The 20,692-nt window shown below is 55.6% G+C and carries 22 protein-coding genes, 1 tRNA gene and 2 rRNA genes; 3 read left to right on the top strand and 22 right to left on the bottom strand.

Annotation, left to right across the window (positions count from 1 at the left end; genetic code table 11):
* Positions 1 to 23 precede the first annotated feature (23 nt).
* Positions 24 to 1,409 carry a murein transglycosylase D gene (gene mltD, locus AAZT04_RS00125; protein WP_170868526.1) on the top strand — a complete coding sequence of 462 codons (1,386 nt, stop codon included), beginning with the start codon at positions 24 to 26 and terminating at the stop codon, positions 1,407 to 1,409.
* A 62-nt stretch (positions 1,410 to 1,471) separates the two neighbouring features.
* On the opposite strand, the gene AAZT04_RS00120 is transcribed toward mltD, so the two are convergent.
* Together AAZT04_RS00120 and AAZT04_RS00115 are read right to left on the bottom strand one after the other, a co-directional pair.
* Positions 1,472 to 2,266 carry an endonuclease/exonuclease/phosphatase family protein gene (locus tag AAZT04_RS00120; RefSeq protein WP_071844577.1) on the bottom strand — a complete coding sequence of 265 codons (795 nt, stop codon included), beginning with the start codon at positions 2,264 to 2,266 and terminating at the stop codon, positions 1,472 to 1,474.
* Positions 2,267 to 2,509: 243 nt separating this feature from the next.
* Complete coding sequence (locus AAZT04_RS00115) at positions 2,510 to 3,685, bottom strand: MFS transporter (RefSeq protein WP_020825321.1); 1,176 nt, start codon at positions 3,683 to 3,685, stop codon at positions 2,510 to 2,512.
* 106 nt (positions 3,686 to 3,791) lie between these two features.
* On the opposite strand from AAZT04_RS00115, the gene yafC reads away from it, so the two are divergent.
* A complete protein-coding gene (yafC, locus tag AAZT04_RS00110; RefSeq protein WP_115060016.1) occupies positions 3,792 to 4,679 on the top strand; it encodes a DNA-binding transcriptional regulator YafC in 888 nt (295 codons plus the stop codon).
* A 46-nt stretch (positions 4,680 to 4,725) separates the two neighbouring features.
* Here the strand turns inward: yafC and dkgB are convergent, their stop codons facing one another.
* The 17 genes from dkgB to AAZT04_RS00025 form a co-directional block, all read right to left on the bottom strand.
* Positions 4,726 to 5,529: a 2,5-didehydrogluconate reductase DkgB gene (gene dkgB / locus AAZT04_RS00105; RefSeq protein WP_261138801.1), complete on the bottom strand. Its 804-nt coding sequence runs from the start codon at positions 5,527 to 5,529 to the stop codon at positions 4,726 to 4,728.
* A 141-nt stretch (positions 5,530 to 5,670) separates the two neighbouring features.
* Positions 5,671 to 6,900, bottom strand: a complete 1,230-nt coding sequence (locus AAZT04_RS00100; protein ID WP_434678573.1) for a beta-ketoacyl-ACP synthase — start codon at positions 6,898 to 6,900, stop codon at positions 5,671 to 5,673.
* A complete protein-coding gene (locus AAZT04_RS00095; RefSeq protein WP_046374455.1) occupies positions 6,897 to 7,628 on the bottom strand; it encodes a 3-ketoacyl-ACP reductase FabG2 in 732 nt (243 codons plus the stop codon). The genes AAZT04_RS00100 and AAZT04_RS00095 overlap by 4 nt, the downstream gene beginning before the upstream one ends.
* Positions 7,625 to 8,098 carry a hotdog family protein gene (locus tag AAZT04_RS00090; protein ID WP_261103951.1) on the bottom strand — a complete coding sequence of 158 codons (474 nt, stop codon included), beginning with the start codon at positions 8,096 to 8,098 and terminating at the stop codon, positions 7,625 to 7,627. The genes AAZT04_RS00095 and AAZT04_RS00090 overlap by 4 nt, the downstream gene beginning before the upstream one ends.
* Positions 8,095 to 9,264: a beta-ketoacyl-[acyl-carrier-protein] synthase family protein gene (locus tag AAZT04_RS00085; RefSeq protein ID WP_261138807.1), complete on the bottom strand. Its 1,170-nt coding sequence runs from the start codon at positions 9,262 to 9,264 to the stop codon at positions 8,095 to 8,097. The genes AAZT04_RS00090 and AAZT04_RS00085 overlap by 4 nt, the downstream gene beginning before the upstream one ends.
* Positions 9,264 to 9,836 (bottom strand): DUF3261 domain-containing protein, encoded by a 573-nt coding sequence (locus tag AAZT04_RS00080; RefSeq protein WP_020825314.1) that lies wholly within the window; start codon positions 9,834 to 9,836, stop codon positions 9,264 to 9,266. The genes AAZT04_RS00085 and AAZT04_RS00080 overlap by 1 nt, the downstream gene beginning before the upstream one ends.
* Complete coding sequence (locus tag AAZT04_RS00075) at positions 9,836 to 12,142, bottom strand: MMPL family transporter (protein ID WP_434678569.1); 2,307 nt, start codon at positions 12,140 to 12,142, stop codon at positions 9,836 to 9,838. The genes AAZT04_RS00080 and AAZT04_RS00075 overlap by 1 nt, the downstream gene beginning before the upstream one ends.
* Entirely contained in the window at positions 12,132 to 12,737 is a 606-nt protein-coding gene (locus AAZT04_RS00070; protein ID WP_020825312.1) for a LolA family protein, read from the bottom strand. The genes AAZT04_RS00075 and AAZT04_RS00070 overlap by 11 nt, the downstream gene beginning before the upstream one ends.
* Positions 12,734 to 13,162 carry an acyl-CoA thioesterase gene (locus tag AAZT04_RS00065; RefSeq protein ID WP_020825311.1) on the bottom strand — a complete coding sequence of 143 codons (429 nt, stop codon included), beginning with the start codon at positions 13,160 to 13,162 and terminating at the stop codon, positions 12,734 to 12,736. The genes AAZT04_RS00070 and AAZT04_RS00065 overlap by 4 nt, the downstream gene beginning before the upstream one ends.
* Complete coding sequence (locus AAZT04_RS00060) at positions 13,159 to 14,877, bottom strand: glycosyltransferase family 2 protein (protein WP_046374460.1); 1,719 nt, start codon at positions 14,875 to 14,877, stop codon at positions 13,159 to 13,161. Before AAZT04_RS00060 ends, AAZT04_RS00065 begins: the two co-directional genes overlap by 4 nt.
* On the bottom strand, positions 14,868 to 15,212 hold the full coding sequence (locus AAZT04_RS00055; RefSeq protein WP_046374461.1) for a 3-hydroxyacyl-ACP dehydratase FabZ family protein: 345 nt from the start codon (positions 15,210 to 15,212) through the stop codon (positions 14,868 to 14,870). Before AAZT04_RS00055 ends, AAZT04_RS00060 begins: the two co-directional genes overlap by 10 nt.
* Positions 15,209 to 16,582, bottom strand: coding sequence for an AMP-binding protein (locus tag AAZT04_RS00050; RefSeq protein WP_434678565.1), 1,374 nt, complete (start codon positions 16,580 to 16,582; stop codon positions 15,209 to 15,211). Before AAZT04_RS00050 ends, AAZT04_RS00055 begins: the two co-directional genes overlap by 4 nt.
* Positions 16,549 to 17,106, bottom strand: a complete 558-nt coding sequence (locus tag AAZT04_RS00045) for a hypothetical protein (protein ID WP_427693194.1) — start codon at positions 17,104 to 17,106, stop codon at positions 16,549 to 16,551. Before AAZT04_RS00045 ends, AAZT04_RS00050 begins: the two co-directional genes overlap by 34 nt.
* Before the next feature lie 38 nt (positions 17,107 to 17,144).
* Complete coding sequence (locus AAZT04_RS00040; protein ID WP_046374464.1) at positions 17,145 to 17,396, bottom strand: acyl carrier protein; 252 nt, start codon at positions 17,394 to 17,396, stop codon at positions 17,145 to 17,147.
* A gap of 9 nt (positions 17,397 to 17,405) precedes the next feature.
* Positions 17,406 to 17,666: a phosphopantetheine-binding protein gene (locus AAZT04_RS00035; RefSeq protein ID WP_434678562.1), complete on the bottom strand. Its 261-nt coding sequence runs from the start codon at positions 17,664 to 17,666 to the stop codon at positions 17,406 to 17,408.
* Positions 17,667 to 17,670: 4 nt separating this feature from the next.
* Positions 17,671 to 18,489, bottom strand: coding sequence for a lysophospholipid acyltransferase family protein (locus tag AAZT04_RS00030; protein WP_115060037.1), 819 nt, complete (start codon positions 18,487 to 18,489; stop codon positions 17,671 to 17,673).
* Positions 18,489 to 19,211 carry a beta-ketoacyl synthase chain length factor gene (locus AAZT04_RS00025; protein WP_020825304.1) on the bottom strand — a complete coding sequence of 241 codons (723 nt, stop codon included), beginning with the start codon at positions 19,209 to 19,211 and terminating at the stop codon, positions 18,489 to 18,491. Before AAZT04_RS00025 ends, AAZT04_RS00030 begins: the two co-directional genes overlap by 1 nt.
* 284 nt (positions 19,212 to 19,495) lie before the next feature.
* Between AAZT04_RS00025 and AAZT04_RS00020 the strand changes: the two genes are divergently transcribed.
* Entirely contained in the window at positions 19,496 to 19,885 is a 390-nt protein-coding gene (locus tag AAZT04_RS00020; protein ID WP_115060041.1) for a hypothetical protein, read from the top strand.
* A 188-nt stretch (positions 19,886 to 20,073) separates the two neighbouring features.
* On the opposite strand, the gene AAZT04_RS00015 is transcribed toward AAZT04_RS00020, so the two are convergent.
* The 3 genes from AAZT04_RS00015 to AAZT04_RS00005 all read right to left on the bottom strand — a co-directional run.
* Positions 20,074 to 20,150, bottom strand: a tRNA-Asp gene (locus AAZT04_RS00015).
* Between the two features lie 95 nt (positions 20,151 to 20,245).
* Positions 20,246 to 20,361 (bottom strand): 5S ribosomal RNA (gene rrf / locus AAZT04_RS00010).
* A 102-nt stretch (positions 20,362 to 20,463) separates the two neighbouring features.
* A 23S ribosomal RNA gene (locus tag AAZT04_RS00005) occupies positions 20,464 to 20,692 on the bottom strand; the annotation flags it as partial.

The raw sequence follows: 20,692 nt of genomic DNA, 5'->3' as shown, positions 1-20,692 counted from the left end.
TAAGCAACTACATTGACACACACATGAAGGCTAAAGCGATATTTCTCGCCTCAGTCTTGCTAGTGGGGTGCCAGTCGTCCAGGCAGGACGCACCGGCCCCAGAACAGCATGCACAGAGTTTGTCTTCGGCAGGTCAAGAGAGTGAAGCAGGAGAGTACACAGCGAATGGTCGAGCGAGCTCGGCGCGGTGGCTAGATAACAATAGTGGTGCCGCGCAACAGAACCTGTGGAACTTCATTAGCGACGAGCTGAAGATGGAGGTTCCGGAAAATTCCCGGATCCGTGATCAAAAAAGAAAGTACCTAAAAAGTAAGAGCTATCTCCACGATGTAACATTACGGGCAGAGCCGTACATGTACTGGATAGTCGGGCAGATTAAGAAACGCAATATGCCGATGGAACTGGTACTGCTACCCATAGTGGAGAGCGCTTTTGACCCACACGCCACGTCAAGTGCCAACGCCGCAGGGCTATGGCAAATCGTGCCGCAAACGGGTCGCAATTATGGTTTGAAAAACAACCAGTGGTATGACGGGCGACGTGATGTCGTCGCCTCGACGACTGCTGCGCTTGATATGATGCAGTATTTGAACCGCATGTTTAACGGTGACTGGTTACTGACCGTTGCCGCTTATAACAGTGGTGAAGGCCGTGTCATGCAAGCGGTTAAGGCGAATAAACGCCAGGGTAAGCCAACCAATTTCTGGGCATTGTCGCTTCCGCGTGAAACGTCAATTTATGTTCCGAAAATGCTGGCGCTGAGCGACATCATTAAAAACAGCAAGAAGTACGGTATCAATCTTCCGAAGACTGATAATACCCGTGCACTGGCGCGTATCGATGTTGGGCAGCAAATACAGTTAACTCAGGCGGCTGAGATGGCTGGGCTTTCAATCACCAAGATGAAAGCTTATAACCCAGGCTACAAAAAAGGCGTTACGGCACCCAACGGGCCCCATTACATTATGGTTCCCAAAGGTCATGCCGATCAGCTGAAAGACTCGTTGGCCGATGGCCAGATCGCAGTGACTCAGCCAACCACTCAGTTGGCGAAGAATAGCGGTTTGACAGGCGGTAGCTCGTATAAGGTTCGCTCCGGCGACACGGTATCGGGCATTGCCAAGCGGTTGAATATTAAGTCCAGCGATTTGCAGAGTTGGAACAACTTACGTGCCAAGAGCACCTTAAAAGTTGGGCAAACCCTGCAAGTGGCCAGCAACACCGGCAGTAACAGCAGTATCACCTATCAGGTTCGCAAAGGTGATTCGCTGGCCAGTATTGCACGTCGTCACGGCGTCGATATTAACGACGTGATGCGTTGGAACTCAACGCTAGCCAAGGCTAACAATCTGCAACCGGGTCTGAAATTGACCCTGTTTGTCAGTGATAAGTCGTCGCCGGACACCTAAATTTTCGGCACAAAAAAAGCACCCTTCGGGGTGCTTTTTTATTGTCTGAATACGGACGATAATCACCAGTGCGGTTTGTCAGCCTCGGGATGAAACTCCACCAGCAGCGGATTATGGTCTGACGCGCTGGTCACCAGCACCGAAGCCTCCGCCACGCCCATATTGCGATAAAACACAAAGTCCAGCGGGCGGCCAAACGCCTTACGACGATGATCGTCCGTGAAGTTCACCTCACGCAGTGCCATATCGCTGGCGAACTGATACAGCGCATTGATTCGTTTGCGGCTCCAGGCATTAAAATCCCCGGCCATGATCACCGGCCCGTGGTGGTTGGCAATCTGCTCACCAATCGGCCCCAGTTGCTTACTGTAGACGTCCACGCCCAGGCTGAAGTTCACCGCATGAATATTTACGACCATCAAAAGCTGGCCGTTAAACAACGGGTAAACGGTGATTAACGCCGATTTGGCCAGCCGCAGCAGTGGTTCGCGTTCGCGTAATGGGCAGCAATACACCGGATGCGCTGCCGCCAAAGTCATCACGCCCGAAGGGTGTTGCGGCAATACAAAAGCCGGCACCTGATCGGCAGCCAGATAGTTTGACGTGGCAAAGCTCACCAGTTCAGGCGTGGTTTGCGCCTCCTGCAGCAGGACCAGTTGCGCATCCTTGCCATAGCTTTTCAACACCGAGAGCCAGTCTGCCCGTTGCTGTTTAAAGATGTTCCACACCATCACTCGCAACGCGCCGGACGTAGGCAATGCAGCCCCGGGCGGCAGCGGTTGATTAATGGCGCCAGGGAAAATTCGCTCAACTGGCTGACCTGCAACATACCTCATTGCATAAGTTCGTTTCGGCACGCTATTCGCCTATTTCCCATTAGGATGAAACTGGCGGTGACATTCCCGCCAACATTGAATCGATTATACGCCTGCCCTCACCTGACGGCATGGCTTTTACGGGGTATATCCTTTCCAGTTATAGGGGCGTGGTGCAGGGATTTCAATCTTCTGACAGTATATGTGTGTAAAGGTTAGCGGTGATCGATGATAAATGCGAAAAGGCCCGCATTTTGCGGGCCAGATAAGGGGAAGGTGCTGCTATCAAGCCAATTGCTGCCGGTACTTCTTATCCAGACGCCCGCTAACCCCCACCAGCAGCAGAGCCACCAGCACGATCAGCGCACCAATCCACGGCGTTTGCGCCAGGCCCAGCGTGGATACGGTCTGACCGCCGATGACCGAGCCCAGAGCAATGCCCACGTTGAAAGCTGCGATGTTCAGACCGGAAGCGACATCTACCGCATTCGGCGTGTACTGTTCGGCTTTCTGCACCACGTAAACCTGCAGCCCCGGTACGTTACCGAAGGCGAATACGCCCATCACCACCACCGTCATCAGCGCTGCGATGCTATGGCTGGCGGTGAACTGGAACACCAGCAGCAAAACGGCCAGCGCGGCAAAGATAAAGCTGAGAGCACGGACGGCACCATGGCGGTCAGCCAATTTTCCGCCCCAAATGTTGCCAATCGCTACCGCAATGCCGTAGGCCAGCAGGATCCAACTGACCGCGGGGGCGGAGAACCCCGCCAGTTCCTGCATCATTGGCGCCAGGAAGGTGAAGGTGGTGAATACGCCGCCGTAACCCAGCGCGGTGATGGCGTAAATCAGCAGCAGGCGTGGATGAGTCAGCACTTTAAACTGCTCGCCAATGCTGGCGCTGGCCTGATTTTTAATGTTGTTGGGTACCAGGATGACGCTGGCCACCGTGGCAATCACGCCAATAAGCGATACCGCCAGGAAGGTTTCACGCCAGCCAAAATGCTGGCCAATAAAGGTCCCCAAGGGTACCCCTGTCACCAACGCCACGGTCAAGCCGCCGAACATAATGGCGATCGCCGAGGCGGCTTTCTCTTTCGCAACCAAGCTGGTAGCGATAGTAGAGCCGATGGAGAAGAATACCCCGTGGGCCAGGCCGGTCAACAAGCGGGCCACGACCAACGACTCGTAGCTCGGCGACTGCCAGGCCAACAGGTTGCCGAGGGTAAACAGCACCATCAGGCTGATCAGCAGCAGCTTGCGCGGTACGCGGCCGGTTAAAGCCGTCAGTACCGGCGCACCAATCGCCACGCCGATAGCATAAATGGTAACCAGCAGCCCGGCGGACGGTACTGTCACTCCCAGTTGTTCCGCGATAGTCGGGATTAGCCCAACGATCACAAACTCGGTAGTACCAATAGCAAAGGCGCTGATGGTCAATGCAAGTAATGCGAGAGGCATCTTTTTTACTCCAAATAGCGTTCAGGTTGATGGCGACTATTATCGGCCTGTGCTTAAATGATAAAAATGCTCAAAATATCAAATGAATTTTGCCAATGGAGCAACAGTGAAAGCGAATTCCGATGAATTGATTACTTTCGTGACCGTGGTGGAAAGCGGCAGTTTCAGTCGTGCGGCCGAACGGCTGGATCAGGCCAATTCGGTGGTTAGCCGCACCGTCAAAAAGCTGGAAACCAAGCTCGGAGTCACGCTGCTCAACCGCACGACGCGTCAGATCAGCCTGACGCAGGAGGGGGAAAACTATTTCCGCCAGGTGCAGAAGGTACTGAGTGATATGGCCGCGGCGGAGAATGCGCTGATGGAAAGCCGTCAGCGTCCACAGGGGCTGTTGCGCGTCGATGCAGCCACGCCAGTCGTGCTGCACGTATTAACGCCGCTAGTGGCGGAATTTAGGGCCCTGTACCCGGAAATGTCGCTGTCACTGGTGTCGTCAGAGAACTTTATTAACCTGATCGAGCGTAAGGTGGATATTGCCATCCGCGTCGGTGAGTTGACCGACTCCAGCCTGAAGGCACGCAAACTGATGACCAGCTATCGACGCGTGCTGGCCTCCCCTGCCTATTTGGCACAATATGGCATGCCACAAAAGGTGGAAGACTTAGCGCAACACTGCTGCATCGGTTTTAACGATCTGCCCAGTTTGAATCGTTGGCCACTGGCCTGCGCCGACGGTCGGCAGTTGGAAATCACCCCAGGCCTCACCACCAACAGTGGTGAAACTCAGCGTCACCTGTGCCTGCATGGCAACGGCATTGCCTGCCTGTCCGATTTTATGATTAGCGCAGACATCGAGCGCGGCGATCTGGTGCCTGTTTTGGTGGAGGAGACGCTGCCGGTCGCCATGCCAATCAATGCGGTGTATTACAGCGACAGTGCCGTCAGCAACCGCCTGCGCAGCTTTATCGACTTTCTCAGCAAACATCTGGGGCAATAAAAAAGGCGCCCGTCTGGGCGCCTCTCTGATGCAAAGATACGGAAAATTAATCCCAGTTCGGTGCCAGGCCTTCCGGGCTGACCAAACGGCCATTGCTTTCCAGCTTGGCAATTTCTGCCATTTCCTCACTGCTTAACGTCAACTGCTGCGCCAACAGGTTGCTCGCCAGGTTTTCACGTTTGGTCGATGATGGGATCACCGCGTAACCCAGCTGCAGCGCCCAGGCCAGAATAACCTGTGCCGGAGTGGCATTGCGGCGTGCCGCAATCGCCTTGATGGTCTCATCCTTCAGCGCCTGACCATAGGCCAGCGTCATGTAGGAAGTGATGGCAATGCCGTGCAGCTGGGCAAACTCCACCACTTTGCGGTTTTGCAGGTAGGGCGAGAGCTCAATCTGGTTTGTGGCGATCTGCTCTGCCCCAACGGCGTCAATCGCTTGCTGCATCAGATCCAGAGTGAAGTTGGAAACGCCAATTTGGCGCGTCAGGCCTAATTTTTTCGCCTCCGCCAGTTCGGCCATAAACTCGGCAACAGGAACTTCGTCGTTCGGCGAAGGCCAGTGAATCAGGGTCAGATCAACATAGCCGGTTTGCAACTTGCTCAGGCTCTCTTGCAGGCTCGGGATCAGCTTGCCTTTCGCCAAATTGGCGATCCAGATCTTGGTGGTGATAAACAGCTCTTCACGCGGTACGCCGCTGGCGGCAATCGCCTGCCCCACCGCCGCTTCGTTTTCATAGATTTGCGCCGTATCGATCGCGCGGTATCCCAGCTCGAGTGCCGTAGTGACCGAGTCGATCACCACCTGTTCCTGGAGACGGAAGGTGCCTAAACCAAATGCAGGGATGCTCATAATTTTATTCTCTCATTAGGATGTTGAAGCGATATGAGAGGATTATGGCAACTGTTTTGTTGATCAAAAACGCCCTATTGTGCATAAGACTTTTGATTAGATAGCAACAATTGCCGGAGGAAAACCTCCGGCAGTGCAAGATTACGCCCAGCGGCGCAGGATCAGTGAAGTATTGATGCCGCCGAAAGCGAAGTTATTCGACTGCACAAACTCGGTATCAATCTGACGATAGCCGCCCATGATGTAGTCCAGATCGCCACAGGCGCTGTCCGGTTCGCTGAGGTTGATGGTAGGGGCGAAGCTACCTTCGCGCATCATCTCCAACGTCATCCAGGCTTCCAACGCACCACAGGCGCCCAACGTATGGCCAAAATAACTTTTCAGCGAGGAGATCGGCGTTCGATTGCCGAAAATCGCCGCCGTTGCCTGACTTTCCGCGATATCGCCACGATCGGTCGCCGTGCCGTGGGCACTGATATAGCCGATATCACCGGTTGCCAACCCGGAAGCCCTCAGCGCCTGCTGCATGCAAATCTGCATGGTTTCCTGCTGCGGCTGAGTGATATGTGCCGCATCACAGTTGGTGGCAAAGCTGATAACCTCGCCGTAAATGGTCGCACCACGCGCCTGTGCATGTTCCAGTGACTCCAGGATCAGCGTTCCTGCCCCTTCGCCAATCACTAATCCATCTCGCTGACGGTCAAACGGCCGTGGCGAAAACTCGGGGCGATCGTTCTGCTGGCTGGTTGCAAACAGCGTATCGAACACCGCCGCTTCCGAAGGGCACAGCTCTTCGGCCCCGCCGGCCACCATCACCGTCTGATACCCGTGGCGGATACTCTCATAGGCATAACCAATCGCCTGACTGCCGGAGGTGCAGGCACTGGATGTCGGGATCACCCGGCCTCGCAGGCCGAAGAACAGGCCAGTGTTTACCGCCGCGGTATGAGGCATCATCTGCACATAGGTGGTGCCGGTAATATTGCCGGTGTGCTTCTCGGTGAGCATGGTGGCGAATTCACTGACCGGCTTGGTGCTGCCGGTCGAAGAACCGTAGGCGATACCGGTCTCACCGTTAGTCAGTACCTTCTCGCCCAGCAACCCGGCCTGTTCGAGCGCCAGTTCCGTCGCTCGAGTCGCCAACAGCGAAACACGGCCCATGGAACGAATACGCTTGCGCGTATAGTGATCAGGCAGTACGAAATTATCGATAGGGGCACCGAGGTGGGTGTTCAACCCCTGGTATTCTTCCCATTGCGTCATGTAACGCACCGCATTCTTGCCCTGCTTCAACCGGCTGGATACCTCTGCCCAGCTATTGCCGAACGCCGTAACGCCCGCCATGCCGGTGACGACCACTCGTTGCGTCATACCATTCCTCCATTAATGGAAATGACCTGCCGCGTTACATAGCCGGCGATATCCGACATCAGGTAGCTGGCCAACCCCGCCACCTCTTCCGCCGACCCCATACGCTTAAGCGGGATTGCCCGCATCGCTTCATCCAGCGCCGCCGGCTCGATGTCGATCATGCCAGTGTCAATCAAACCCGGGGCGATGCAGTTAACGGTAATTTTGCGTTTCGCCAGTTCGATAGCCAACGCCTTACAGGCACCGATCACACCTGCCTTGGCCGCACTGTAGTTTACCTGTCCACGGTTGCCCATGACGCCCGACACCGACGACAACGCGATGATCCGCCCGCCTTTGCGCAGGCCAATCATTGGCATGACACAGGGGTGAAGCACGTTGTAGAAGCTGTCGAGATTGGTATGGATCACCCCATCCCAATCCTCCTCGCTTAACGCCGGGAAAGCGCCATCGCGGGTGATCCCTGCATTATTCACCACGCCGTAGTAGGCGCCGTGGGTTTCAATATCCTGCTCCAACGCCTCACGGCACTGCATGCGGTTGCTGATATCAAACTGCATCAATCGCCCTTGCCCGCCGGCACTGACAATTTGCTGCAAGGTGTGTTCTGCCCCGGTCTTATCGCTGTGGTAGTGGACTACAATCAAAAAGCCATCCGCAGCCAGGCGGCAGGCGATGGCCTGACCGATCCCTTTACTGGCGCCGGTGACTAAAACGGAACGCATCATGCGTCTCCCCTTAAGGTCGTCAATTGAATAATTTCTTGTTGATCAGGTTGATAGGTGTTCAACCTGCCCTGTGCGATCGGCACATTATCGATACTGATTTCACACTCAAAACTGGCTAATTTCTCGTCTTTCAACAACTGTTGCACGCGAACCACCAGCTCGCTGCCGGCAGGAAAAGCGGGCAACTCACAGTGAATGGCCCGCCCGCCGAGCAGCATACCCAGCTGCGGAGGCTTGGCACTCTGGCGACCGTGCCAGCCACTCCAAACCCCAATCGCCTGCGCCATCAGCTCAATGCCGTACCAACCAGGAAGTGCCCCCTGCTCGTCGAGAAACGGCGCCAGCACGCTATTCGCACTGACGTTGACCGCGCAGCGTGCATGCTCTTCACCCACTTCCAGCACCCGTTCCAGCAGCACCATCGGTGAGGCATGAGGTAAGTAATATTCTGCCGTCCGGTAAGCATTCATGGAGCATCTCCCAATAACAGGCAGGCATTGTTGCCGCCGAAGGCAAATGAATTGGAGAGGATAGCGCGCGCTCCCAACGTCTGGGGCTCACACACCAGGCCGATCGGCGCCAGTTCGGCATCGCGGGGAACTGCACTGAAATCTTGCTGCGGCAGCGGCAATGACTGGGTCAACAACAGCCAGCTCAGCGCTGCCTCCACCGCTCCAGCCGCCCCCAGCGTATGGCCGGTAAGATGCTTGGTTGAACTGCACGGCGTTTGTTCGCCAAACAGGCGATTCACCACCAGGGCTTCAACCTGATCGTTAAGCCGCGTGGCCGTGCCGTGCAAATTAATATAACCAACTTGGTCGGTACTCAAACCGGCCTGCTGCAATGCCATGGTCATTGCACGCTCGGCGCCTTCACCGGCTGGATGCGGTGCCGACATGTGCCAGGCATCCGAAGATTCGCCAACGCCCAACAACGCCACCGGCGCAGGTTCCCGCGTCAACAGCATTAACGCCGCCGCCTCGCCGATATTAATCCCGCTGCGTCCTGTTGCAAAAGGCGTGCAGCGCTCCGCGGACAGTGACTCCAGGCTGTGGAAACCGTTAATCGGCATTTGGCACAGGCTGTCTGCCCCGCCTACAATCGCCGCGTCCACTAACCCGGCGTCAATCAGACGTTTACCGCTGATGATGGCGCGTGCGCTTGAGGAGCATGCCGTCGACAGGGTATAGGCCGGACCGCGGGTCGAGAGAAAAGCGCTGAGAAACTGGCTCGGATCGCCCAGCTCCTGCTGGTGATAATGGTAACCCGGTGGCCACTGCCCCGCCTGATACTGTTGCAGCGCCAGTTCGCCTTCGTGAATGCCGGAAGTGCTGGTGCCCATAATCACCGCGACACGATCGGCGCCGTAACGGGCAATGGCCTCGCGTACCGGCGTCTCGATCTGCGCAAAAGCGGCCAACAGCAGGCGATTATTGCGAGAATTATGCCGCTTGAGCGACTCGGGGATCACCGGTAAATCCCCCTGTACGTTGCCAAACCAGGATGGCGCGCCGCCCGTCAGCCACTGCGTCTGCTGCTGCATGCCGGGCGAAATACCACGCGCCAGGTTTTGCGCGATCTGCGGCAGATCGTTGCCCAGCGCATTCACCATCCCTACGGCGGAGAAATAGATCATTATTCGTTCCCCAGCGTTTGAATGATGATGCGGTAATGGAAGGCAGATTGCGCGATCGACACCGGTTCTCGCCTTCCGTCCATCTGCTGGTAACGGATTTCATTGATCACCGCCCCATGCTCGTCATACAAGCGACGCACCAGCGCCTGGTCTTCCAGTCGCCACCCTGCTGGCAGCAAGGGTTGCCAGTCCTTCACCGGCCAGTAGCTCAACATGATATCCGCCAGCACCTGGCTGGCTGGCGGCAGTTCCCCCACCTTGATCAATTGTTCGGTGTGGATCCCCTGACGATCGTAGGTCAGGTTAAACAGACGGATACCGAGCGGCGACATGCCCACCAGTTGCAAGTGCTGACCGTCGGCATTGAGCAGCACCAGCATCGAGTGCTGTTGCCCTTTGACTTCGGCGGTCAGCAACTGTTGCTGATTAATAGGCTGAACCAGCGCAGGAGGTGGTAAGGTCACCTGCGTACCGGGTTTTAGCCACGCCTGCGGCAGCGTCGGATCCTGCGAACCGGCACAGCCGGCCAGCACGACAATCCACATTAACAGCACCATTCGTAAGCCGCGCATCAGGCTTTCCCTCTTTTTCTTTTCGATACTAACGTCAGCGGTGCCAATAAAAATGCCACGGCAATTCCGCTGCTCAATACGATACCAAAACTACTGATGGCCTGAGTGTGGCTCAGTACCAGCATGCCGAACGTCAGTTGGGTGGTGAATACCGCCATAAAAATGGCGAACATCGAGGTGGTCGGCGTGCCCCGGGGATTGGTAAAGAACAACGTATAGTTGATGCCGATCCCCAAAACCAGCACCAGCGCCAACAGTGAAAACAGATTTAGCGTATGGCCACTCAGTGCCAATACCGCAATACCGCTTCCCAGTGACAGTAGCGTCGGCACCATGCAGCGCAAGCCATGACGCAGACCAAAACGCCACAGGTAAATCAGCGCAATCGCTGCAACCGACAATGCCAACAGATAAGAAAGATACAGGCGATATTGACCAAACAGGTCACTGAACTCGGTTTTCCGATCGATCCAACCGGTGCCGGGAACCTGCTCCGCCAGTGTCTTCATCGCCGCACTGTTCTTCACGCCGTTAACGGGCACCAGCGCCGCACTGCGCCCATCGGGCAACGTCAGCCACAGCAGACGCCAACCCTCGCTAACCACGCTGCCCAACCACTGCTGCGGGCTGACCCATTCAGGCGTTAAATCTGGTGTACTCAGTACCAACTCTGCCTGCTGCAGGTTGTTCATCACCTGTGGCGCCACGCGCTGCAATAAAGCGATGTTTTCTTGCTGGCGTTGGAGAGAAGGCAGAGGCAACAGACGATAATCCGCCAGCACGCCTTGCTGTTTGGCCTCAGCCAGTTTGGGTTGCAACAACTCGATACGTTGCAACAGCTGCTCGGCATTGGCGCCGTAGACCACCAGCCACTTCTGATCGTTATGTTGGCCCGTCAGTGCGGCGATACGCTGCTCCTGCTGCTGTAACGCCACAGGTAATGCCTGCAGTTGGCCAATGTCGTCATCTACCTTCAACTGGCTGAACCCCGCGACCACCAGCAACAGCACCGCGCCGGGCAACCCATAACGCAACAGCGGCCGATGGCGCCAGGCATGCAGCCAATTCAGGATCAGCGTTAACCCCGGCGCTGGGCGTACCGGCAACCGTCGCGACAATTGCGGGTACCAGCAAATAACGGTAATGCAGGCGGCGCTCAATCCGGCAGCGGCAAATACCGCCAACTGCTGCAAACCGGGGAACGGCGCAATCAACAGCGCCAGGTAGGCCACTACGGTGGTCAGCAACGCCATCGACAATGCCGGCAACAGCTTTTGCAAACTGGCTAATGGCGTCGACTGCCGACCATGCACCATTCGCTCGGTCAGGAAATAGAGCGTGTAGTCAGCCGAAATGCCGACGATGCTGATGCTCAGCACCAGCGTCATCAAATGTATTTCGCCAAAGGCCAGCAGCGTAGCGACGGTGCCGGCCAGAGCGCCAATACCCACCGACAGCGCGCACAACACCAGCGGCAAAGGTGAGCGGAACATAAACAACACCAATAAAAACACGCCCGCCACCGACGCCAGGCCAATCGTGGAAATATCCTTTTCGGCCTGTTGGCTGGCGTAGTTACTGTAAAACAACGTGCCGCGGCTGAGCACTTCGGCTCCCGGCCAGCGCTGCTGCAGCTGTTGCTGCAACGCTGTCAGTTTATCTACCGTTAGCCGGGCACTGCTGATGTCATAAGATGATGCGCTAAGCTCGGCGTGCAACAAATACCAACTGCGCCCCTGTGCATCACGCGCCACCAGCCAACCCTTGGACAGGCTTAGCAAGCCGCCGTTCTGTTGCTGCGCCAACTGTGAGGCACGTACCAGCATCAACGGATCGTTCGCCAGCTCTTTGCCGCTGACGCCGGCGAAAGCAGAGTAGAGCTGGCCGAGGATCCACTGGCTCTGCGCGTCTGCCCCCTTCTGCAAACGTTGCCGCGTGGCATCATCCAGCAGCACATTGCGATGCTGGTAGAAAAAACGCCCCCACTGCTGCTGACGTTGTGCATCCATAGGCCCGCCAACCCGCTGCAGCTCAGGCATCTGACGTAGCTGCTGCCACCACCAATCCACTGCGGCGTTGTCCGCCCCTGGCGGCGGGCTGACGAGCCACATCAGTTGACGATCCAGGCGGCGGCTGAAGCCGTCGGCCAATTCATCCGGCACGCCAACCAGTTGCTGTTTCGGCAATAACGCCAGGACGCTGCTGTTGATTTGACTGCGCGGCAACAGCCAGCACAAGGCCGCAATCAGCAGCAGGCAAATCGCCAGCCAGCCAAATGCCAGCCGCCGATGCAGTTCAGGACGCAAAACGCTGTTGCTCCTCGTCAGTCAGCGCCTGCGGCACCGTACGTTGATTAAAGAAGCGAATATGGGTGGCGTCACTTTGCATATCGTCGATATCAATAGTTTCCAGGTACTGTTCGCCGTTGAGGGTAATGCGCTTGAACAGTTTGTCGAGCGGCGTGGTTTTCGGCGTCAGCACCAGCCGCCAGTGGTTATGCCCCAAATCGGTGAACTGCAGAGCAAAGTTTTGTTCCAGCGCCTGGCTGTCGGCATGAAACAGCGCGGTCAGCAGGTGATTGAACTGGAACATCTGCGGGTTGTTGTCCGCCGTTACCACCTGCGGCGGCTGGCCCGCCAGGGTTTGCACCATGCGTTTATCATCCAGCAGCAGGGTCAGCGGGAAAGGCTTCTGTTGCGCCCACCACAATCCTTTCTGCTGGGAAATCAACAGTTCGCCGCTGGACTTCAACGGTTTTGCCATGCCGCTGATACTGCGCTGCTGCTCAAATTCGGCGCGCAGCACCGGCTGTTGGCTAAACCGCTGCTGCAGCTCCGGCAGCGTTACCGCCTGCACGCCCAGACTGAAGAAGGTCACAACAGCCAGCATCCAAAATTTCATTGCGCCCCCTCGATGTTATCCAACAGTGCTTGCGGGGAGACAAAGCACATTTCTTTGCTGTCGGCGTCCACCGCGACCTGAATAGTATGGCCGCGGGTGGTGGTTATTCCGCTCTCTGCATCCAGAATGCGGTAGCCGATGCGCAGGCGGTTTTCATACTCTTCCAGCTCTGCACAGACGATAATGCGCTGCTCAAACAGGACAGGCGCAATATATTTCACCCGCGTATCTACGATCGGCCAGACATAGCCCGACGCCTGCATCTGCCGGTATCCGTAATTGAACTGTTTGAGCAAGGCTTCGCGGGCAATCTCGAAATAACGGAAGTAGTTACCGTGCCAGACCACGCCCATGGCATCGGTATCATGGAAAGGGATGGTGATTTCAACCCTGACGGAGAATCGCGGATTGTCTTTAAGCTTCATGTCTCAGGCCCCTGTTGCGTTGGCGACGGTGCCGCCAACTGCCAGAAATCGAAAAAATTAAACCAGTCGAGCGGCGCCAGCAGGCAATAATGCTCCAGCCGGGCGGCATAGCGGTCCACCGCATCCTGCAACGCCTGTTGGCGCTGCTGCCGGGGTAATGACAGCGGATCGGCAAACGGTTCGAAATAAACGTTCAGACGCCCCTGCTGTTTGAGACCGAACATCAGGTATACCGGACAACGCAGCGCAGCGGCCAGAACAAAAGGCCCCTGAGGGAAGGGTGCCGGTTGGCCGAGAAAGCGGCTCCACACCACCCTCGGTTGCTCACCGCGCTGATGTTTTCCGGCCGAGGTGCGATCGCCAACGATAGCCACCCACTCGCCAGCGTCGAGTTTGTCCTGCAGACGCATGGCGGTTTCAGGCCCCAGTGAAGTCACCGGTATCAGGTTAAGGTTGGCACGAGGGTTGACCTCTTTCATCACCTGATTAAAGCGCTCGGCATGCTCGGTAAACACCAGAGCATTCACCTTGACGCCAGAATTCAACTCACCCAAGGCGCGGCAAGACTCGATATCCCCCAAGTGCGAGGCCAGGATCAGCGTACCTCTGCCGGAAGCGATCTGCCGTTCACAGGCCGCGGGATCTACCAGCCGAACGTCACGAAGTTCACCACGCCAGCTCGCCAGCTTGTCGAGCATCGCATCGCCAAAACGCATAAAGTGCCGAAAGCTGTTGAGCGGCGCGGGTAATGGTTGCTGTCGATTGTGGGCAAACTGCCGCAGACGTTGCAGATAATCACGCGAAGCTTCACGTTGGGCACGCCCGGTCAGCCAGAAGTAGCCGATCACCGGGTACAGCAGCCATTGAAATGCCCGGCGGCCAAACATCCGGTAGACCTTCAGCATAAGCCGAATCCCCCACAGGCCATGACGCTCCTGAGTTGCTGACCAATGCTGCGCTTTCTTCGCCCGTTGGCGTTGACGCAGTAAACGCGGAATCCGCGGCAACATGCCGAAAAACAACCGGGTGTGCATCCAGGAAATACGCAAGTTATCGCGCAGCGCATCGAAATGCGAAACGCCATCGACCGGGTAAGTAACCCGCGTCGGCAAGAAACGGCTTTGCACCCCCTGCCAATACAGCCGGACCATCACTTCGGTATCGAAATCCATGCGTTTGCCAAGCGGTCGGCGCGCCGTCAACGCCAGCGTCGGCGCTACCGGGTAAACGCGGAAACCGCACATGCTGTCCTTTAATGACAGCGACAGGGTTTCGATCCACACCCAGACGTGGGTGACGTAACGCCCATACAGGCGCGCTTTGGGTACCGAGCTGTCATAGACTGGCCGGCCGGAAATCAGACAGTTCGGGTGAGCGCGCGCTTCGGCAATCATTGCCGGTATATCACTCAGTTGATGCTGACCGTCGGCATCCACCTGCAAAGCATGGCTGTAGCCCTGTCGCTGAGCCAATTGCAGACCGGCGATGACCGCTGCGCCCTTCCCCTGGTTTTTTTCCAACCGCAACAGGCTAACCCAGGGCAGTTCGGCGGCCAGCCGCTGTAGCGTTTCGGCGGTGGCAGCAGCGCTGCCGTCGTCCACCACCAGGCAAGGCAGGCCATAACCCGCCAACGATGTCAGTACCGCGGCCATCATCTGCCCGTGATTAAAACAAGGGATAAGAAGACAGGGGGAAAAAGGGGCGCTTACTGACATAACGAGATCTTGCCGCTGCTGGCGGTCGCCTCACCGACGCGATAGCTGAACAACAGCTTGTGCCGTTCCGGTTGCCATTCGAGTTGCAGCAACACCCTCTGCCCCGGCAGTAACGGTTGTTGAAACTTGACCACCTCGATCCCTTTGAATCCGGCCTCGATAGCCAACAGCTGACGGGCATACTGCATGACCCAGTTCAGTTGCGTGACCCCCGGCAGGATCGAATGTTGCGGAAAGTGGCCGCGAAACCAAAACAGTTCAGCGGGCAAATGTAGCTGCAGGCTGGCATGGGTGGCATCGCTCACCTGCTGTTGCAGCACCTCAGGTTGCATCATAAGAACAGCTCCTGTAGCTCAGCATAGGCGCGCTTGCCCTGCGGATTAAGCGGAATGGCATCGATAATGCGCCAACTGCGCGGCAGAGCCACCGGCTCCAGCCAGCCCCGCAGCGCCTGGTGCAGTTCACGGGTAAAAGCCCCTTCGGACAAGGTTTGTCGGCGGAGCTCGCCGTACGGAGATAGCACGACAACGGCCACCAGCAGCGTGCGCCCTCTTTGCTGCTGCGTTAGCACGGCAGCATCGGCAACCTCCGGCAAGGCCACCAGGCGACGTTCCACCTCGGTTAACGACAACCGTTTCTCTTCCAGCTTGATAATGCGGTCGGCGCGGCCATTTAACTGGAATTGTCGACCATCCGGCGCCAGTTCGATAATGTCGCTCAGCAACGTTTTACCCGTGTCAGGTATCAGGGGTGACATAACCTCAATCCGATTGTCTGAATCCACCTTTAACCTGACGCAAGCAAACGGCCGCCACAGGGCAATGTCCCGATTTTGCCTGCGCCAGGCCAGTGAACCGGTTTCCGTGGTACCGTAGATTTCCAGTGGCAATACCCCCAGCATTTGCCGGGCAAGCTGTGCTTCCACCTCGGATAACGGGCCGCCGGCGGAAAAAACCTCCACGCACTCGGCGAGCGTCAAACGATTATCCAAACGCTTGAGCCATGCCGGGCTGCTGACAAACACCAAACGCCGGCCCTGATGTCGGGCAATCAACTGCTCTTGGTATTGCGTCAACTGCGCATCAAACGGCAGCCCTAAAGCCAGCGGCAGAAACAGCCGGAAGCTCAGGCCATACATATGCTGATGGGATACCGATGCGACGACGCAGCATCCTCGCAAGACGTCACCAAAAGCGGCAGCCAACAGTTCGCTTTCACGGTCCATGCAGGCGACGGATTTGCACACAGCCTGCGGTTGGCCGGTCGAGCCGGAAGTGTAAAGAATAAAACGAGGATCCTGAGGCCAGGCGGGTAGCGCGATATCCTCAGAACCGCCCTCGCGCACCGTCAAAACGGGCACGCCAGGATCGAGAGGCAAATCGGTCAGTAGCGCATCGTAATCCGCTCGTTGCTCTTTGAGGATAGCTTCTCGCTGGTGACCAAAAATCACCGGCAGCCTGCCGGCATACAACGACGCCAGCAAGGCGACGGCAAAGCGATAGCTATCATCAAAGCACAGCGCCCAGCGGTGCTCTTCCCTACTAGCCAGTATCGCGGCCAATGCGGCAACGTCACGGCGAAATTGGCCGAGACAGAATAGCTGATCGCCACGCCAGGCGATCGGCACCGAATCATCGCGTTGCGTGCTGAGCCAGCGGTTCATTGGCAAACTCAGGCGTGCCGGATCCTTTTCCTGACTATCCATTCAATACCCATTAATGCCCCCATCAGCAGATAGCTGATGCCGCCGTTATACAGCGTCCAGAGTGTGATATCACCGGACAGACAGGTTGTCAGCGCTATCGCACCGTTAACAATAAAGAACCCGCACCACACCTGAGTCACCCAGCGAGTATAAGCAATGCCGGCAGCGTCCAACTGCGGTTCCGTTATACGGGCCAGTCGCTCCACCACCGTAGGCGGGGCAAACAGCGAATAGGCAAACAGCAGCAGCAGTATTGCGTTGACCAGCACCGGGTAGTACAGCAACCAGTGGCTCTGCTTTAGCACCCAACTGGCGAGCGCCAGCAAGATGCCCACTATGGCCAAGGCTTTTCCCAGCCACATTTGTTGGCGCAGTTTCCCGCGCAACATCAGCAGGCGCAAGCTAAAGACCCCCACCAATAACGGTGCCAGGAGAGCGGTTCCCCAATGCGTCAGGCCGACCCAAACCGCCAGCGGATACAGCAACAGCACCAGCCATACTGCGCCCTGCAGCAACCGCAACATCGGGGTCAGCCAACGACTCTCCACCTTAGCCCGCAGCCTTAGCTTTCTGACTTCAGCAGTTCATCAATGGCGTCAACCACGTCTTGTACGGTTCGCACCGACTTGAACATTTCCGGTTTGATCTTTTTGCCGGTCGTTTTCTGCAGGTGCACCACCAGATCCACCGCATCGATGCTGTCTAGCTCCAGCTCTTCGTACAAACGGGACTCTGGCTTGATGTCATCGGCGTCCAGCTCGAACAGTTTGACCAGCAGCGCCTGAATTTGCAGGTAAATTTCTTGCTTATCCATGAAAACCCCTTATTGGCTACGCTGTGCAGAAACAAACTTCGCCAGCGTTTCCACGGAATAAAAGTGTTGGCGCATATCCTGGCTTTCAGCCGACAGCACCACGCTGTAACGGTTCTTTAAAGCCAGCCCCAGTTCCAATGCATCAATGGAGTCCAGACCCAGTCCATCACCAAACAGCGGCGCTTCGGCGTCAATCTCCTCCGGTGTCATACCTTCAAGATTGAGCGTATCAATGATCAATTGCTTGATTTCGGTGCTCAATAAATTCATTACGCTATTTCTCATTATTTATAGGTTCTGACTGTAAAGCGTCAGTTAAATGCTGGGTTAATCTTCTTGCCGCAAGGGCGGGCGAAACATCATTTGCATGAATGAATGCGCGGGTGTCGATCTTATCCTGAACGGTGATCCGGAATTGCGGTTTTACCGGCGGGATCTTATACCATTTGCCTTGCTTCGTCAGCATGGGGGGGTGGCAGTGGATATGCACAATGCGGATGCTACATTGACCGCGCAGCGCAATATTGGCCGCTCCTCGCTGCAGTGCCAGAGCCTTGCCTGGTGTGGTGCGGGTGCCTTCCGGGAAGATTAAGATTGTCCCCCCGGCAGCCAGCCTTTGTCCGCACTGTTCCAACAATATATCCGACTGCGCATTGGCCAGATATCCGGCGGCCTTGATCACTCCGCTGACAAACACATTGCTCAGCAAAGCCTCTTTCACTATGCAGTCGCAACGTGGCATTTGCGAAGCCAATAACACGTAATCCAACAGGCTGGGATGATTGGCGATCACCAAACAACCGCGATCTTCGCGAAAGCGCTCCGCATTGTCGAAATGGTAGTCCAGTACGCCGAAAAACCTCGTGGTAGCCAGGAAGAAACGGAAACTGTGGCGGATAGAACTTTGCGTCAGTTGGTTGCGACGAGCAGGATCACGCACTGCAAGACGCATAAGATTAAACCAAACACCGGACAATAACAGACCGCCCAGGCCAAACAACGAGAAACAAAAACCCGTAGCTATCACCCGCCAACAACGGTTAAACCATGAGGATTGTTCCGGCGTATTTTCTGCAGGCATCGCCTTTTCCATCAGCGTCCCCACGCCCAGTCATGCCGTTGACCGGGGACAGTGAATTCCTCATCAGCGCCAAGCCAACCGCGCAAAAATGCCAGACTCTGTGGTTCCTGAATGCAAGCCTGAACCTGCGCCGACTCAGCAACCTTGCAGTGTAACGAGCCACCGTTTTCCAGCAACAGGGCGACGGCATAAGGGAATGTATTTTCTGGCGCGAAAGGCCGATAGACATCCGGTACGGTACCGTCGAAATCAATTAATAACACCCGCTGCGCACTGCCCGTAGCTAACAAGGCCTGAGCCTCTATCATGCCCTGCTGAAAACTGTCCTCGCCGGCAGCCAACGAGGTGGTTGGCAAAGTATTCTTCGCTATAATCGTTAACCATCCCGCCGCCGTGTTATGCACCGACATGGCAAAATCCGTTGGCGATAGCGGTTGTTCCTGATGCAGATGTTGAAGAATCTTGTGCGTCCGCTCCAGCTCACCATGCCGACTGGTGAAGATCGCCATATCTGCCCGATAGTCCTTCAATAAGATCAGCCCGCTTTCTACTGCCAAACGCGTTCCGGCGCTCATTCGGCGCAGCGACATCATGGGGATATGAGAACAGGCAGGCAACGAGCCCTGATAATCGGAGGCAAGAAAGTCATCTGATGACCATTGACGCCATGCTTCACGCGTTCCACGATCGGGAGCCATTGCCCACCAACTGAGTATATTCATGTCGCCCGCCATTAATGGTATTACCGGTCAGAAAAATTCCGTGGCTAAATCTATTATATTTAATCCTGGATTGCATTCCCAAAATTCCTATTTTTAGCTGAAATGCGCGATTAACCGATTAGAGTTATTTATCGACATAACGCCATGAGACTTGAGCGCAGAGGGAATTATCACAATGAAAAGCAGCAATATTTGTCGAAAATCTCCCGGAGGAGTATCTTATTGAGGGTAAGCATACATAACATCTCATGTATGAATATTACACATCTTAATAACGAACACTCATGGAAAAGAGTATGAAACCTTTAAAACTCATTTTAACGGGCGTATTCGCAGCGATTCTGGTCAGTGGCTGTGCGGGCACTGCGCCAGTAAAAAACGTCAGTCAAAACGTTGCGGGTAGCCACAGTAATGCGCAGGTGCGTCAGGCCATTCTCGCCGCAGGGCTTAACCGTGGTTGGATCATGAACCCAGTCAGTGACGGTGTGATCGATGGCAAGATCTTACTGCGTGGCCATAGCGCCGATATTCGTATAAATTACAATTCGAATAGTTATCAGATTAAGTATATTGCCAGCAGTAATATGGATGCCAAAGGCGGAAATATTCACCCGAATTATAACCGCTGGGTCGCCAACCTGGATAAAGATATTCAACTGGAACTGGCCCGTCAGAATATCAAATAACGATAAAGAAAAAGACTACCCGGCGAGAATAACATTGCCGGGTATATTATTCTTTATATTGGTGCACAATTCAGACAATGATTTATAAAAGCAGATTTTCACCGCATAAATCACGTAGTGATTTGGCTTTTCTTGAATTTTGCATATGAAAAAGCCCTGAGTCATAGACTCAGGGCTTATCAAATAAGTGGCGGAACGGACGGGGCTCGAACCCGCGACCCCCTGCGTGACAGGCAGGTATTCTAACCAACTGAACTACCGCTCCACCGATTCTTTTACGTCACATCTTTCGATGTGGGCAAAACCGCACTTGGCGATCCTGCTCATTACCAGTTGTCAGGCTGATAACGTTTAATTGATGCCTGGCAGTGTCCTACTCTCGCATGGGGAGACCCCACACTACCATCGGCGCTACGGCGTTTCACTTCTGAGTTCGGCATGGGGTCAGGTGGGACCACCGCGCTATTGCCGCCAGGCAAATTCTGTTTCATTCCAACCGCCACTCCCGTAGCCATTGAAACCAATCTCGGAACTCGCTGAAAATCTCTACAATCTCTCTAAAACACCTTTGGTGTTGTAAGGTTAAGCCTCACGGATCATTAGTACTGGTTAGCTCAATGCATCGCTGCACTTACACACCCAGCCTATCAACGTCTTAGTCTTAAACGTTCCTTCAGGGACCTTAAAGGCCCAGGGAAGACTCATCTCGAGGCAAGTTTCGCGCTTAGATGCTTTCAGCGCTTATCTTTTCCGCACTTAGCTACCGGGCAGTGCCATTGGCATGACAACCCGAACACCAGTGGTGCG

It is taken from the genome of Serratia sp. Je.1.23.a (assembly GCF_051129805.1).
GTDB lineage: Bacteria > Pseudomonadota > Gammaproteobacteria > Enterobacterales > Enterobacteriaceae > Serratia > Serratia liquefaciens.
The sequence above is the reverse complement of the archived record's forward strand: the minus strand, read 5'-3'. Positions and strand labels throughout refer to the sequence as shown.